This is a genomic window from Priestia sp. ST2, from assembly GCF_055810735.1.
Genome location: NZ_JBVVNT010000003.1, coordinates 435125 through 451307 on the forward strand (window position 1 = coordinate 435125; position 16183 = coordinate 451307).

Annotated in this window: 13 protein-coding genes; all 13 read right to left on the bottom strand. The window is 34.1% G+C overall.

Annotated elements, in window-relative coordinates:
- Window positions 1-82: 82 nt before the first annotated feature.
- The 13 genes from AC0KUU_RS14670 to AC0KUU_RS14730 all read right to left on the bottom strand — a co-directional run bounded on the left by AC0KUU_RS14670 (window position 83) and on the right by AC0KUU_RS14730 (window position 16076).
- A complete protein-coding gene (locus AC0KUU_RS14670) occupies window positions 83-1831 on the bottom strand; it encodes a phospho-sugar mutase (protein ID WP_340597883.1) in 1749 nt (582 codons plus the stop codon).
- The gene (gene manA, locus AC0KUU_RS14675; protein ID WP_340597885.1) at window positions 1791-2801 is read right to left on the bottom strand and encodes a mannose-6-phosphate isomerase, class I; all 1011 of its coding nucleotides are present in this window, start codon (window positions 2799-2801) and stop codon (window positions 1791-1793) included. The genes AC0KUU_RS14670 and manA overlap by 41 nt, the downstream gene beginning before the upstream one ends.
- Window positions 2802-2818: 17 nt before the next feature.
- A complete protein-coding gene (locus AC0KUU_RS14680; RefSeq protein WP_340597887.1) occupies window positions 2819-3901 on the bottom strand; it encodes a glycosyltransferase family protein in 1083 nt (360 codons plus the stop codon).
- Window positions 3902-3967: 66 nt separating this feature from the next.
- Window positions 3968-5356, bottom strand: a complete 1389-nt coding sequence (locus tag AC0KUU_RS14685) for a sugar phosphate nucleotidyltransferase (protein WP_340597889.1) — start codon at window positions 5354-5356, stop codon at window positions 3968-3970.
- Between the two features lie 88 nt (window positions 5357-5444).
- Complete coding sequence (locus tag AC0KUU_RS14690; RefSeq protein WP_340597892.1) at window positions 5445-6764, bottom strand: UDP-glucose dehydrogenase family protein; 1320 nt, start codon at window positions 6762-6764, stop codon at window positions 5445-5447.
- A gap of 418 nt (window positions 6765-7182) precedes the next feature.
- Complete coding sequence (wzy, locus tag AC0KUU_RS14695) at window positions 7183-8658, bottom strand: O-antigen polysaccharide polymerase Wzy (protein ID WP_340597894.1); 1476 nt, start codon at window positions 8656-8658, stop codon at window positions 7183-7185.
- Between the two features lie 76 nt (window positions 8659-8734).
- Window positions 8735-9304, bottom strand: a complete 570-nt coding sequence (locus AC0KUU_RS14700; RefSeq protein WP_340597897.1) for a serine O-acetyltransferase — start codon at window positions 9302-9304, stop codon at window positions 8735-8737.
- 54 nt (window positions 9305-9358) lie between these two features.
- On the bottom strand, window positions 9359-10486 hold the full coding sequence (locus tag AC0KUU_RS14705; RefSeq protein WP_340597899.1) for a glycosyltransferase: 1128 nt from the start codon (window positions 10484-10486) through the stop codon (window positions 9359-9361).
- A 67-nt stretch (window positions 10487-10553) separates the two neighbouring features.
- Window positions 10554-11981 carry a lipopolysaccharide biosynthesis protein gene (locus tag AC0KUU_RS14710; protein WP_340597901.1) on the bottom strand — a complete coding sequence of 476 codons (1428 nt, stop codon included), beginning with the start codon at window positions 11979-11981 and terminating at the stop codon, window positions 10554-10556.
- Between the two features lie 107 nt (window positions 11982-12088).
- Window positions 12089-13243 carry a glycosyltransferase family 4 protein gene (locus AC0KUU_RS14715; protein WP_340597903.1) on the bottom strand — a complete coding sequence of 385 codons (1155 nt, stop codon included), beginning with the start codon at window positions 13241-13243 and terminating at the stop codon, window positions 12089-12091.
- Window positions 13244-13258: 15 nt separating this feature from the next.
- Window positions 13259-14167: a glycosyltransferase family 2 protein gene (locus AC0KUU_RS14720; RefSeq protein WP_340597905.1), complete on the bottom strand. Its 909-nt coding sequence runs from the start codon at window positions 14165-14167 to the stop codon at window positions 13259-13261.
- Window positions 14168-14224: 57 nt separating this feature from the next.
- Window positions 14225-14776 (bottom strand): acyltransferase, encoded by a 552-nt coding sequence (locus tag AC0KUU_RS14725; RefSeq protein ID WP_340597907.1) that lies wholly within the window; start codon window positions 14774-14776, stop codon window positions 14225-14227.
- A gap of 34 nt (window positions 14777-14810) precedes the next feature.
- Window positions 14811-16076 (bottom strand): glycosyltransferase family 4 protein, encoded by a 1266-nt coding sequence (locus AC0KUU_RS14730; RefSeq protein ID WP_340597909.1) that lies wholly within the window; start codon window positions 16074-16076, stop codon window positions 14811-14813.
- Between the last annotated feature and the right edge of the window lie 107 nt (window positions 16077-16183).

A 16183-nucleotide genomic window follows, 5' to 3' on the forward strand; every position in this document is an offset into this window, starting at 1 on the left:
TATAATTGACAAAAGCTTGATTTACTATATTCTTTTGTCAATTAAATGAAAGCTTTACATTTCTTACTTTTACTTTCAGCCTTTATATCGACACCAAAATCGATTTGTTTACTCTTTCCATGACTAATTGTTCAATTTCTCTTAAATGCTTTTCACTTTGACTCAATGATTCTTTATTCACGCCAAAATAAAACTTTGCTTTTGGTTCTGTTCCAGACGGACGAATCGTAAACCACGTGCCATCTTCAAAATGATACTTTAGTACATTGGAGACAGGAAAAAGCATAGACTCAGTCTTACCTTCTTTTACATGCACGCGCTCACCTGATTGATAGTTTTCGATACATGTAACGGCTATCTCTCCCAGTTCGCTAACTGGATTCACTCGAAACGTATCAACAAGTTTTTGAATTTGCTCCGCTCCGTCTTTTCCTTTTAGCGTAATAGAACGCAGTGATTCTTTGTAATACCCGTACTTGCTGAAAATATCAAGCAAGCCGTCATAAAGAGACTTTCCTTGCGCTTTGTAATAAGCCGCGACTTCGGCTGCAAACACAGCGGATTGAACCGCGTCTTTATCACGTACAAAATCTCCGATTAAATAGCCGTAGCTTTCTTCATAGCCAAACTGAAATTGATAGTCGCCGCTTCTTTCAAACTCATTAATTTTCTCTCCAATAAATTTGAAGCCTGTTAACGTATCAAATGTTTTCAAACCAAAGCTGGAAGCAATGGCACGGCCAATTTCTGAGGTTACAATTGTTTTAACAACCGCTCCGTTTTCAGGCAGCAGACCTTGTTCTTTCTTTTGAAATAACAAGTAATGAAGCATCAGCGCCCCCAGCTGATTGCCCGTTAAGACAACATACTCCCCGCTGCTGTCTTTTACAGCCACACCAAGACGGTCCGCATCGGGATCAGTTGCCATTAAAAGATCGGCATCTATTTCTTTTCCATATCCGATCGCCAGTTCAAAAGCCGCATGTTCTTCCGGATTCGGAGACTGTACAGTCGAAAAATCAGGATCTGGATGCTCTTGCTCTTTTACCACCTTGACGTTAGTAAATCCAAATGCCTTTAATCCTTCACGAATCGGCTTGTTTCCTGAACCATGCAAAGGAGTAAAAACAATTTTCAATTCCTTTCCTGATTCTTCAACAAGCTTACGATTTAATTGAATCGTTTTTAAAGCCTCTGTATAAGCAGCGTCCACTTCCGCTCCTATATACGTTAATAAGCCTTCTGCTAAAAGCTCTTGCTCTTCTTTTACAGAAATAGATAACTCATTTTCAACACGATTCATATGCGAAATAATATTATCTGCAGCTGCTGGCGGAAGCTGACCGCCATCTTCGCCGTACACTTTATAGCCGTTGTACTCAGGAGGGTTATGACTCGCGGTAATAACAATTCCCGCAAATGCATTTAAATAACGCACCGCATAAGAAAGCTCAGGCGTTGGACGAAGCTCATCGAATACGTACGTTTTGATGCCATGATGCCCAAGCACTTTTGCGACTTCTAAAGCAAATTCAGGCGACTTATGACGAGAATCATAGGCAACAACTACGCCTTTTCTCTTTGCTTCTTCTCCACTTGCTTCTATATAATATGCAAGGCCTTCCGTTGCTTTTCTTACCATGTATATATTCAAACGGTTGGTTCCAGGACCAAGCTCACCGCGCATTCCGCCCGTGCCAAATTCCAGATTTTTATAAAATGCGTCTTCTGCTAGTTTTTCATTTTCTTCCATTATAAGAAGCTCTTCTTTTAACTCCGCATCAAGCGCATCAAATATTAGCCATTTGTCTAGCTGTGTTTTCCAATTCACGATGTTGACCTCCTTTATGGTTCGGATGAGATGCAATAAGTTGAAGCGTGCCTTTTATGGTGAAGGAGTCCACATGATTCGGCAGGATAAAGTGATCACCTTTTTGCAGAGCGCATTCTCCGTCTTCCGTACAAAGCGTTCCTTCTCCTTCAATGACGCTAACCAACAGAAAATGTGCATCTTGCATCAGTTCCATTTCTGTCTGCACATCCCATTTATAGACCGTAAAATAATCTTCTTCTACAAACGTAATGATGGATCCACCGCTCATTTTTATAAACGCAGGCTCCACTTTTGATGTGATGTGAGGAACGGTCGTGACTTCAATTGCTTTTTCCAAGTGCAGCTCACGCAGGTTTCCGTTATGATCACGACGATCGTAATCATAAACGCGATAAGTTGTGTCTGAACTTTGCTGGGTTTCAAGTACAAGCGTCCCTTTACACAGCGCGTGAAGAGTACCGCTTGGCACATAGAAAAAGTCACCGGGCTTGATTTTTACACGCTGTAATAAATCATTCCAGTGACCTTGATCGACCATATTCATAAATTCTTCTTTACTTTGTGCACGATGACCAAAAATCATTGTCGCTTCTTCAGCACAGTCTAAAATATACCAGCACTCCGTCTTTCCAAATTCACCGTTTTCACACTCATTTGCATATTCATCATTCGGATGCACTTGAATCGATAAATCTTCGTTTGCATCTAAAATTTTAGTTAATAGCGGGAACTTCCCACTATCAAAATGCCCAAATATCTCTGGATGCTCATCCCAAAGCTCACCTAGCGTTTTACCGATATAATCCCCTTCTCGCACAACACTTGGACCGTTTGGATGAGCTGAAATTGCCCAGCACTCGCCCGTTTGAGCAGAAGGTATATTATATCCGTACTGCTTTTTTAATTCGCTGCCGCCCCAAATTCGCTCTTGAAAAAGAGGTGCTAAAAAAATAGGTGCTTTTTTCATCGTTTTGAATGAACCCCTTACTTACTTTTTATTTTTTTATTTATTTCTTTAGCGATATGTATCGCCTCATTGTTATAACGATTAATGTTCTGCTGTCTGCATGACTCAATGAGCGAAGGAGTCACTACTAAACTTTCTAACTCCTTCCACTCTATTATGTCGCACAGCTGATGACGAACTAAATAATCAATTGTGTGACGGTCTTCTTTCATGCTGCTGCGATTTGTAATTAACAGCGGCACGCCCGCACAAACCGCTTCACTAACCGTTCCCCAGCCTGCTTTTGTCAAAACAAGATCAGCTGCTGCTACATAGTACTGTGTTTCCACTGCATTCGTTGGAATATGATAAACATTAGGATAATTAACATTAACATTCGATGAAACGATAAACTTGCAGTTTGGACTTCGCCAAATCGCAAGTTCTGACAGCGTTCCAATATTGACTTTCATACCCAAACCAAAATAGATAATGTGACTTTCACCTGCAGGGTCAATTTCTTTACGGATGCGCTGCACTTCGTGATTATCTATATATCTCGAATAAAAACCAAAACTTTGATTTTCTTCGATACCCCAGTGAGGCTCATTACTGCATGCAAGAGAAAAATAATACGTCATTTGCTTGTACTGCTTATGTAGAAATGACAGCAACTGTTCTTCAATCAGCCCTTGGTACGCCGTATACCACGTGAAGTTCGATAGGCCGAGAGAAGGGATATTCAAAGCAGCAGCACTTGAAATTCCTAGTGGAGAAATATCAGAAATTACAAAAGAAATGTTCTTTTCTTTCATAAATTGTATTTCTTGATCCAGCTTCGTAGAGAATTCAGAGGCATAAGAAGAAACATTGTTACTTAATAGTTTTGCATCTGGCTCTAATGAATTTTCTTGTAAAACATAACCCACGTCTGTTACCACTTTTCGAAACGCAATACGAGGTTCATGTTTAAAAGATTGCTGTAAAAAACTAAGCGCAAACGAATGGCAAATAATAATCTTCACGTTTTCATTTCGCTTTAATAATTCACGAATAATGGCCGTGCTTCTAGTTGCGTGACCATATCCGTAGTCTGAAATATAATAGGCGATTGTTTTCAACCAGAAGCACCTCCTTACTATAATCATAAAAAATAGAAGTTTAGACAAAGTCAAAGCTTCTATCTCTTATAAAATCACCTGCGGCCTTGACGATTGAAATTGTTTAATTACATCGTTCCAATCATACACAAGACGAATAGTATCTTCATTTGAAATCACTTTTCCCGTTTGGACTTCAATAAATTCAAGATCAGTTAACGCATGAATCCCATGCTTTTTACCAGCCGGCAAGTGAACAATGTCCCCTGCTTTTACGCGGCGAATGTAATCATCGAGCGCCAGCTCCCCTTCTCCACGTACAATCGTCCATACTTCATCACGTAAATTGTGATAGTGATACGTCGAGTTCTTACCTTTAGAAATGTGAATACGTTTTGTAACCATTTCAGTTTCTTCATCATACTTCGCATAATCTAATACGCGTGACCAGCCCCAAAGGCGTTCTTCATACATAGGAGGATAGTTCCAGTCACCAATAATTTCTTTAATCTTAGGGCTTGATGCCTTATCCGCCACTAAAATCCCGTCTGGACTAGCTGCAACAACGACATCTTTTACGCCTAAGACCGTGACTGGAATATCTAATTCATTCACTAAATGCGTGTTATCTGAGTCATTCGTTAATACACCTTTTCCAATTTGAGATGTTGCCATTTCTTCCGTTAGTGTATTCCAAGTACCAAGATCTTTCCAGTAGCCGCTATACGGAAGTGCCACAATGTGATTGGCCTTTTCCACAACTTCATAATCAAAACTAATCTTTGGCAGCTCAGCATATTCACTGTGCAGTTTTTCAAAGGAAAGAGGTAGATTTTTTTCTTGTAAAATTTGAAGCAAATAGCCTAAACGAAATGCAAAAACGCCGCAGTTCCATAGCGCACGCTGATTAATTAAACCAACCGCTGCTTCTTCACTCGGCTTTTCGGTAAAACGATCTACTGTAAAATAATTATTCTCTTCTACGCTTCCTTCCGGCACGATGTATCCGTATTTAGATGAAGGATACGTAGGTGTCACACCCATTAAAGCTAAATCAGCTTTTGAATTACGAAGCACACTTTCTAAATCTTTAACCCGCTCAAAAAATCCGTCTTCAACGTACGGATCAACCGGTAGCACCACAACAGTTTCATCTTCAGATGCTTGCTCTTCACAATGAAGATAAGAAGCAGCTAAAGCAATCGCCGGGAACGTATCGCGGCGTTCAGGTTCGATAATTAACGGAATATCCGTTCCAACCTGGCTTCTGATCATGTCACGCTGAAGCTTAGAAGTAGCGATAACCGTGGACTCATTTAACCCAACCGCTTCAATTTGATGCCAAACGCGTTGAACCATTGACTCTTTCTGTCCTTCTCGTCCTTCTAATACTTTTAAAAATTGCTTCGAACGCGTATCGTTCGATAACGGCCATAGACGCTTACCTGATCCACCTGATAACAATACGAGTTTCATTCATTTTCCCCCAATAAAAAAAGACCTGCTTCTTTGCAGCTCTGGCTTGTAGTTTATTTTAAATTAAATTCATTTCAGACTTACATCATTAAATTACTGAAACTTCTAGATTATGAATCGTCTCTCTTCCAATAGAATCATATACCATGTTCGCCTTTTTTACGCTTTCCATGTCGTAGCAGTTTCTACCATCAATGACAATTGGATTTTTCATTAATTTGCTGTAATTTGCTAAATCAAAGTGCTTTACTTGATCCCACTCTGTAAAGATAAAGCAAACATCTGCATCTTTCAACGTTTCTTCAATCGAATAACAGTATGTCATATCTTCCGGATGTACTTTCTTAAAATTATCAATACCAATCGGATCCCAAGCCTTAACATTCGCTCCATCTTCTAACATAAGCGGAATATTTACAAGCGTAGGCGCTTCTCGTAAATCATCCGTTCCGGGTTTGAAAGTTAAACCAAGCACAGCTACATTTAATCCTTTTAAACTATCAAAATACTTGCGAGATTTTTTGATGAGCTTAAGCTTTTGATTTTCATTTACATCAATCGCAGCTTTTACCGTTTTTAACTCGTAATCATGGAAGTTCGCCAGCCAGTGTAATGCTTTGGTGTCTTTTGGAAAACAAGATCCACCATAACCAATTCCTGCATTTAAAAATTTGTTTCCAATACGACTGTCATATCCCATACCACGCGCCACATCTTCAATGTCTGCTCCAATAATCTCGCAAAGATTTGCAATCTCATTAATAAATGAGATCTTTAATGCTAAAAAATCATTTGATGCATACTTAATCATCTCAGCACTTTTTCTATTGGTTACTAAAATTGGAGCATTAAAATTTCTGTATACCTCTTTTAATCTTTCACCAGCAACCTCTTCTTCTACTCCAATTACAATTCGAGAAGTATGCAACGTATCTTTTACAGCCGTTCCCTGAGATAAAAACTCTGGATTCGAAGCAATATATACATTCACGTCATGTTTTAACTGAGATTTAATTAAACTTTCAATTTTATCATTCGTACCAATTGGTACAGTTGATTTAACTACTACTACACAGTCTTTTTCAATGCTAGCAGCAATTTGCTCCGCTACACCATACACGTAATTCAAATTTGCTGAGCCATCAGACTTTTCTGGAGTTCCAACACCTATAAAAATAACGTCTGCATCTTTATAACCTAACTGATAATCTGTTGTAAAATGCAAACGTTCCATATTATTATTCATTAGTTCCTCAAGACCCGGTTCATAAATAGGAGAAACTCCGGCTTTCATTAACGCTACCTTTTTATCATCTATGTCTATACAAGTAACAGTATGTCCATATTCTGCAAGGCATACTCCAGTTACTAAGCCAACGTACCCTGTTCCTGCTACTGTAATCTTCATTCCCTCTCCACCTTTACTAAAAATTAGCAAATCCATTTTCTAAATAATTAATGCGTACCAGATGCTAAAGGGGTAACTTTTCCATTTTTATTATTTACAAATAGATGTTATTTGGCTATTTACAATAATTATAAGCTATAAACGAAGATATGTTATATGAGTTATACTTCAAGTTAATCATTTGTAAATTTAATTTCTCTTGTGCAACACTTTTTACTATTGTTTATTCTTTAATAAAGAAATACTAAGATTTAGTTGAATTTTCAGAGCAATAATCTGTGCTCTGAAAATAACGAGAAAAGTAAATACTGGTAGCTGAAGATAACTTCTCTTCTATTAATAAATAGATATTAAAATTTCTATCTACTGTATAGCAATTTAAAAGAAATAATATTTATAAACTTATTTAATCAATATATTAAGAGTAATTATTTGCCTTAAGCTTTATATCTACAGATTTAGTGTTTGTCTTAATAAAAACTTTATATATTATCCAAACGAATACAATTATATAAATGGGTTGCCATATAATTTCATTAAAATATCCTCTTGTATATCTCATTAAATAGTAAAGAAACGAAGTTGCAACGGCAAATCCTACTGGTCTATTGTATAAAGATAATAAATAGCTTTCGAACTTTACAATACAGAAAGAAAATAATAAAACTAATGGAATCCCATACCAACCGAAATTCCAATACCATTCTGCAACTGCAGACCCTCCCATAGCATATACAGTAGAGTTTATATATTGCCCTCGCTCAGGCTGCTCCAAAAAGACGTTAAACAACGCATATTTTTCTAAACTATCCACAGGTAGCTTCAGACCACTTAAAATCGAGTATACAAATGAAGCAATATAAGTTCGCCCATATTGAAAATTTCCCGTTGCGGGTATAGCCATGAGGGCTTGGATAATTGCTTTGACCGTTCCACCCATCTCTAGACATAAACCTTTAATTGGTTCTGACTCACTAATAATTTCTTTTAATTTTTCAAAAAAGGAACCATCTATTGTCATCTTCCGAATGTTTGTAACTACAGTCACAAAGAACGCTCCAAAATATGCTAGTATAACATAACTAATCCTAAGCTTTGTCTTAAAAAAGATACAATATAAAAACACTAAAGGCACGATCGTTTGAATAGTATTACCTTTTCTCCCTGTTAAAAACATAAATATTAAAAAATAAAATATTGTTATTAAGAAAATAATTGTAAACTTTTTTTTATCGTTTCTATAGCTACTTAAAATTAATAATATGGAAGGTAAGAATAATTTTGTAAACCATCCCAACGGTATACCATAAAACGTAATGTCTACTTCAAACATTCCTTCATAACCAACTTTATTTTTAACGAATATTTGAGTAATATCATGATATAGCTGTGGAAATACAGCTATGAAAAACATAAACAAACCTATTCTTCTACAAACTCTAAGAGTTTGATCCGTACATGCTGCCGTAACTCCAGATATAGAATTTCGATTTTCGACATTAGAAAAGCAAACTATGCCTATAACATATACAAATACAAATAATAATGCATATATAGTACCCCAGAAACCCCAATAATTTCCATAACGATATAACATTTCATTTGTGGTATATTTAATTCCATAAAATCTCCAATCATAACCAATTACTATGACCGAAGAAATATGAAACATTATTAGGCTAAATAACACAAAAAATTTAGGAGACATCCAACGAAAATTCATCGTTCTCCATATATAAATATAATATGCTATATTAATTGTAGCTACTAGAGCGCATCGCCACTCCCATCCTTCTGAGATTCCAGATAAATCATTAAATACTATAGCATAACTAAATAACAGTACAGCAATACCCCATAATAGAATATTCAGCTTTTTAACTGATATATTCATTTGCCTGCTCCTTTCAACTTCCTTTTTTAATATAAGGGTTTTTCATTTTAAGTAGATCTATCCTTTACACTTACCTCTATCCTATGGGGTTATTTACATATAATCCGGCACCTTTATATGAAACGACATTACCTGGAATTCCAACTACTACGGCATTATTTCCAACTGACTTATTTAATACACTATTTGTACCAACAGCAACATTGTTTCCTATAGTTATACCGCCTATTACTTTCGAGCCAGGTGCAAGATAGACATTATCACCAATTACTGGATATTCTTTTTTCCCATTTTTAATGGTCATACCAACCGTAGTACATTGAGACAGAGTTACATTCTTGCCTGCCACTTTAGGACTGAAAACAATTCCATTTATATGAAACAATAACAAACCAGGGCCTATTTCTACTGCGTAAGGAACATCGTATCCAAATTTATATTTATAATGTCTATACATTAAAACGGCAAAAGGGAATAACGTATACTTTGTAATCCTTCTTTTTCTAAGAAAGTAACAAATTCTTAACCATATAGAAAATCTAAACCCCTCACTTATATAATAATGCTTAAAGAATTTTTTCAGAGAAATTTCTCCTGCATATCGATATAAATCTGCCTTTATGTAATAAAGTATATTATTTATCAAATCATCACCCCAAAAAAATTAAACAATTAGCTGTATTGCTAATGAATAGAAAAACTATCGATTGCTCAAAATGATCTTTTCATACCGATCACCTAATCGGTTTAATGTAAATCCATTCTTCTCTAAGCTTTTTATTCTTTCTTCATTACTAGGTATAACGACGCACTTATAATTTAGTATACAATCTACCCATTTCTCTACGTTATCTTGAATAGGGAGATAATTGACTAACCCCATTTCCATATCTACTTCAGGTGTTATAGTGTCTGCTAACAATGTAGGGATGCCAGTTGCCTGGGACTCTATAGCAACCGTAGGTAATCCCTCAAATAAAGATGGTAAGACAAATACATCGAAAATATGAAATAAATTACTTACGTCTTCTCTTCTTCCTAAAAAGCGCACGTATTCTTCTAAATTTAGATTCTTAACTTTATTTTTTATTTCTTTCTCTAAGGCTCCTTCACCTATAAAAATCCACGTGAAATTAATCTTTCTTTTTTTTAACTCTTTAATTATTTCAAGCATGAAATTATGATTTTTTTGTAAATTAAATCTACCTACGTTTCCAATTTTTAATGTATTACTGTCAATATTTAATTCCTCTAAATATTTCACCTTAATGGTCTGAGGTAAATCTTTTACAAATTTATGCACATCTATACTGTTAGGCATTTTCATAACTTGATCAGAATTACCTATATTTTTTCCAAAGATAAATTCAGCTGCCATATGACTACAAGTAAAATAGTTGGTAGCTAGACAAGTGGTCATGAGTTGGGAAAGTTTAACTTGTAAACGGTAAAAGCGTTTCTTTCTTTCATCACTAGTTCTATGTGCGTGAACAAAAATTCTAGGTATACGGTAAGCTTTTGCCAGTGTCATGAAGAACAGCCCTTTGTATCCTGATATATGACAGTGAACTGCATCGTACTGGTTTTCTCTCAGTATTATTTTGTATGCTTTAAACATTCGAAAAAAGCCAGAATGAATACTAGGGATAGTAAAGGTGCTTCCCCCACTTAAGCTTACTATCTCTTTGAAACTTTGATCATAATCTGAAAATGCTAGGACATCCATTTGAATATCTTTTCCAGAAATTCCACTAATTAAATTCTTAACATATGATGATATACCTCCACCATATCCTGGTATTATGTGTAATATTTTTGTATTTCTCATAACATCATATCCTTAATATTTACGATTTTCTCAAAAAAATAGGTTCTTTTTAAGTCTTATCTCGAACTTAGCGTTTATCATTCCTAAATTTTAACATTACTTTTACCCTATATATCATTTGCCTTACAAACTTTTTGTTTAGAATCAAATAAAGAAAATATGAAATAATTAATATACAAATTGTTAATATACCTTCAAACAACCAAATAGATGTAATAAATACTATTAAAATAATAAATTCTAATATTAATTGCCTAGTAATATTAACTTTCATTAGGTAAGCAAGATATATTTCTGAAAAAATGCTTCTCAATGCGATAGATAAGACCATAAATATAATAATTGCATTTATATTTTCTAAAAGATATGCTCCTATAGCACAGAGCAAAATACTAACTAGAGCAGTTACAATGTTAATGAATAATAATAAATTTTCTTTTCTTAAAACTTTAAAATAGGTATTACATACCATCTGCATTTTTCCATCTAATACGCATATTGGTAAGAGAATAGCCATATATTCTAAACTTACTTTATATTCGGGAAGCCATATTTCTAGAATTGTCTTTATAGGAATGTATAAAACAAATATAACTGGGAGAAAAATGCTTAATCCACTTCTTATATTAATATACAAGTCCCTTAACTGTGCTCTCTCAGTTTGACGCAATGCTGGAAATAATACCATGCTTACTTGGCTAATGAATTGAAGAAAAAAAACAGTTAAAGACAATGCAAACGAGAGCTTTCCAAATGCTTTAATGCCCCAGACATCATCTATAAATATTCTTCCTATTCCTAATATCAAAGAGCTTGCAATGTTAGCTATTAACAACTTAGATCCTATAGAAATGCTATTAAGCATATCTTTTAATATATATTTATTGATTTTTTTCTTTGCTAATATTATATCTTTTCCACAATACATACAATAGAACAAAGCAATAGCCTTACTGACAATATAAAAGTTAACAAAAAAATAGAAATCTGAGTGTTGTTTAAATAAAGCAGTAAAAACGATTAAAATAAAAAATAGCCTATCAATCATAACTGATATGGAATATTTACTGGTTTGGTTAACGGCTTGAAAGATATAGCCTAAGAATGCACTCGCATTATATATAACCATATATACTAACGTAGCATATACAACGTATAACCTTTGAAATTCAAGTCCATACTCTCTGGCTGCGATCACAACCCCTACTCCAATAGACAACTGAAGTATTAGAGTAAGAATGAACTGTGATCCAATTAGGGAAAAATCTAAGGTATCATATCTCTTCCCCCCATACTTGAGATAAATTCCATCAACTAATCCAAAATGTAAAAAACCCGAATATCCACAATAAAATATAAATAACTGCCAGAAACTGAAATCTTCTATTCCTAAAAGTTTAGGTACTACTAACGACATTAAGGCACTTAGTACCATAGATATAAGTTGGGCGCCAAACGCATAAAATAAATTCCGAATAAAATTAGATGATTTCATTAATAATTCGGTCTCCTATAAAATTCAATAACTAATACTAAAATAGATTTTAGTACTAGTTTTAGCAACATCCTAACAAGAATTCACACAATATCTTTTGCCCTTTACTAATTTTTTAAATTATTTAAGCGGGAGGCGTATGCTTGACACTCCTTATTAGAGTTTATCTTTCTTTGTACGTAGTTTTCATTTTTTCTTACTAGATCTTCAAATTCAATATTATCAATCTCTATAAGTTTCTGTATCACTTTGATAAATGCATCTTTATCAGACAAACTTTCTACAAATCCTCCATTTCCTTCATAATCATCCCATGGTGTTACATTCTTACTAAGAATACACAAGCAGTTGTTCATCATGGATTCTACGATAACATGACCATAGTTCTCACCCAGAGTAGGAAAGAAAAAAGCATGATATTGTTCAAACACACGATTAATTTCTGAATGCAATACTTCTCCCTTATATGTAACTGTGATATTACTAGGCATTTCGTTGATTACTGTTTTACATTCATCCCAATATGTTTTATCTTCCATTGGTCCATAAATATCAAAAATAACCTTACCTGTGTTTATTTGTTTCAATATTTCTAAAGCATATTTTAAATTTTTCTTAGGAAAGATTCTAGACACAAAGACTATACGAAGTTCTCCAGGTTTTTTATTTAAAGAATCTCGCCTTGGTATATACTTTGCAGGTAAATTAGGAATAACAAAGGTATTTGCATTTTTGAATTTTAATTTAATATCCTTTTCTTCTAATTCACTTGTAGCGTGCCATATTAATCGGGTATACAGACCAATTAATTTACATAAAAGAATATATGTATATTTTTTTATCTTTTTGTTTTCTAAACCACCAGTAAAGTCTCCTCGTGGTGTGATAATAACTTGATTTTCTTTTACCTTTAATCCACCCAGTTTCCTTAAAAGCAAAGGCTTAATTGTAAAAATCGGAGAAAAAAATCCGTTAAGATATAAAATATCAAATTCAGTTTCATTCAAAATTTTCTTAAAACCTCTGAGCGTTTGCGTATCAGGACTCATATAAAAAACTTTTGCTGACCCTACTTCATTCCATTTATTAATATTTATATCTTTATATGGGTGGTCTGCTTTGAAGTCCCGGTCAGCAGTTAATACATAAAAGTCGAATTCATTAGCTAGATTTTCAACCATATTTGCACATGATTGAATAGGGCCTCCACCTTTATATCCAGGAAGATATTGCCCATTCAATATCAATATCTTTTTTTTCATTACTAGTCTCCCTTTTTACGCTTTCAAATCATCTTGCTTATTCATTTTTTTATTAAATTTCTCGCATTCATACATCTTTGCATCAACTAAAAATCGATACCAGTAAGCTTGAAGGAAATGAAATATTTTACCTTCTGGTCCATCAAGAAAACCTAACTTAATATAATACCGGTAAATAAAATAAATATGTGCTCTAAAGAATTTCGGAAACCTATAATAACCTATATTTTTAACCAAACGCTTTCTCTTTGCTTGTTTAACGGACTCACCTTTTTCCGTTTTTTTCAATTTTTGTGAATTAGACTGAACTGTCATTTGATAATCAAGAACTTCAAGGTTACTGTACCAGTTATGCTTATTGGTCCACCACTCTAAATGTTTTGTATTTTTATCCATAAAATCATAATTAAATTCTGTAATATTCCCTTCTAATAATATTAAATGTTCATCCATAATTTTTTGTTCGCATAATGCTTTTCCCGTTCGAAAAATACGCAGCAATTTTTCTGGGTACCTACCACCGTGCTTGATCCAACGTCCCATAAAATAAACACGTCTACGAAGAACCACTCCGTTAATATCAGATTTTAGCGTTGGTAATTTACTAGCAATTTCATCAACTAATTCTTCTGTCAGTTCTTCATCTGCGTCCATTCTCATAGACCACTCAGTATTAATATCAGTGTTCTCTATTCCCCAATTAAATTGTCCGGCGTGATTACTCCATTCGTTTTGATAGAAATCCAACTTCCCCCCACTTTGTTGAAGCTCCTTATCTAATTCAATACAAAGTTTTTCAGTATTATCTGTACTAAAACTATCAACAACGACAAAACGTTTGGCAATCCCCTGAAAAGATTCTATACACTTTCTTAAATTCTGTTCTTCATTTTTTGTCAAAATTACTACTGTAAGGTCTACCATAAAGTTTCCTTTCTAAACATGTATTTACAATTATATCTCTAGCTTAGTAAGTTTCCACTATAATTTTTTAATAACTTTAGCGGGGTTACCTGCAATTACACTATTATCTTCGAACTTTCCGCTAACAACTGCTCCGGCTCCTACAACGCAACCATCTCCAAGTACGGTACCTTTTAGAATCAAAGCATTACAACCGATGAAGCAGTTCTTACCTATTACAATTGGTTTTGTACCAATCTTTTCTTTTATATCAGCATTTCTGGCTTCAATTTCAATTGGATGAAAATCGTTATCTAAAATCTTAGAATTACCACCAATATTGGTATTTTCACCTATAATAATCGATTTTCTTGCATAAATTGTAGCGCCTGATATGCCGACATTATCACCAATATGAATTTCTGCATCTGGCGTTCTAGTGACAATAATAGTGCGTTGGTATAGCCCTACTAAATTTGAAAGAACTGAAGATTTAATAGTAACATTCTCTCCAATAGTTAACTTTGCCTGTGATTGATTGAAAATCACAGGCATACCTTTTAATAACAAACCTTTACCATATTTAATTTTCATTAATTTCAGTAATAACTTAAACCAATTACTATTCATCCTTCTAGGTTCCCTTTCTAACTGTTCAAATCTATTAGCAAGACTTAATTTCTTTAGCATACTTATTTATAGAGACATTTTTAGTTAAATTCTTACTCAAATAAGCCCTTCCGCTTTGACTCATATCACTTATAATATCAGTTTCTTTACTATCAAGATATTTGTGAATTAATGTCTCAATCATTTTATAATTGCCAGGTTCAGTCACATATCCACAGTGCGTTTCTTCAATAATTAATCTTGCCTCTGACCCTTCTTCTAACGCACCTAGTATTGGTTTTCCAGCAGCAATAATCCCATATAGCTTACTGGGTACAGATACACCCTTAATTCCCTTAGCATTTAAGCACCAATGCACATCGCCAGCATTTAAGCTATAAATTAAATCTGCTTTATCTTGATAGGGAATAAATCGGACATTTTGAAGATTATGTTTCTCTTTATATTGAACTAAGATCTCGCGAATAGTCCCTTCTCCTACAAAGGCAAAAACTACATCTTCTCTAGCCTTAAATTTTTCTATAACATTCATCAAGTTTTCAAGATCATAATAAAGTCCTAAGTTACCTGAATACATAATAATAAACTTATCTTGTAAGCCATACTTCTTTTTAAAGGCTACTACTTTTTCATGATTTGCTGGTAAAGGATAAATTTCTTTCTCATCAATCCAATTGTTGATAAACGTATGGTTAGGTACTTTTCTCCCTTTAAATCTACCTTTTAATGTTTCAATCATATCGCGCCCAACAACAATTACCTTATCAGCTTGTCTACAACTGAATTTATCAAAGTACATCATAGCTTTTAAAATCAGCTTGTTTTTACTATATCCAACAGCCATTGTCTGTTCTGGGTTAAAGTCTTGAATATTATAAATATATCTAGCTCGCTTCATCCATTTACCCCAAACACCAAGTAACCCCCCAAGAATAGGTGGTTGAGAAATAGAGTATACATAGTCCATTTTTCCAACTTTAAAAGTAGCAATCATAGCTCCAATAAAATATGAGAGAATATTTTTAATTCTGCTTATTTTATTGCTCTTAGAAAATTCCGGTACACGAATACGAATAACCTTTACACCGTTAATTTCCTCTTTGTAAAACATTTTCTTTTTATATTCGTCAGCAACTTTTCCTGTATAAGATGGAACTACACAGACTATCGTTATATCAAATTCATCAATCATTCCTTCTGCTAACTCTCTTAGGATTTGACCAGTCGAAGCTACATCTGGAATATAATAATGCGCGTATATTAATAGTCTTTTCTTATTGGTTTTCACCTTTTCAATCATAGAATATCTCTTTCCTATCTGCCTGAGGCTACACTTACTTGCCTTAACAAAGAACCCACTTTACTAGCCTCTATATATTATTTATAAACTATCTTCAATTTCTCTAG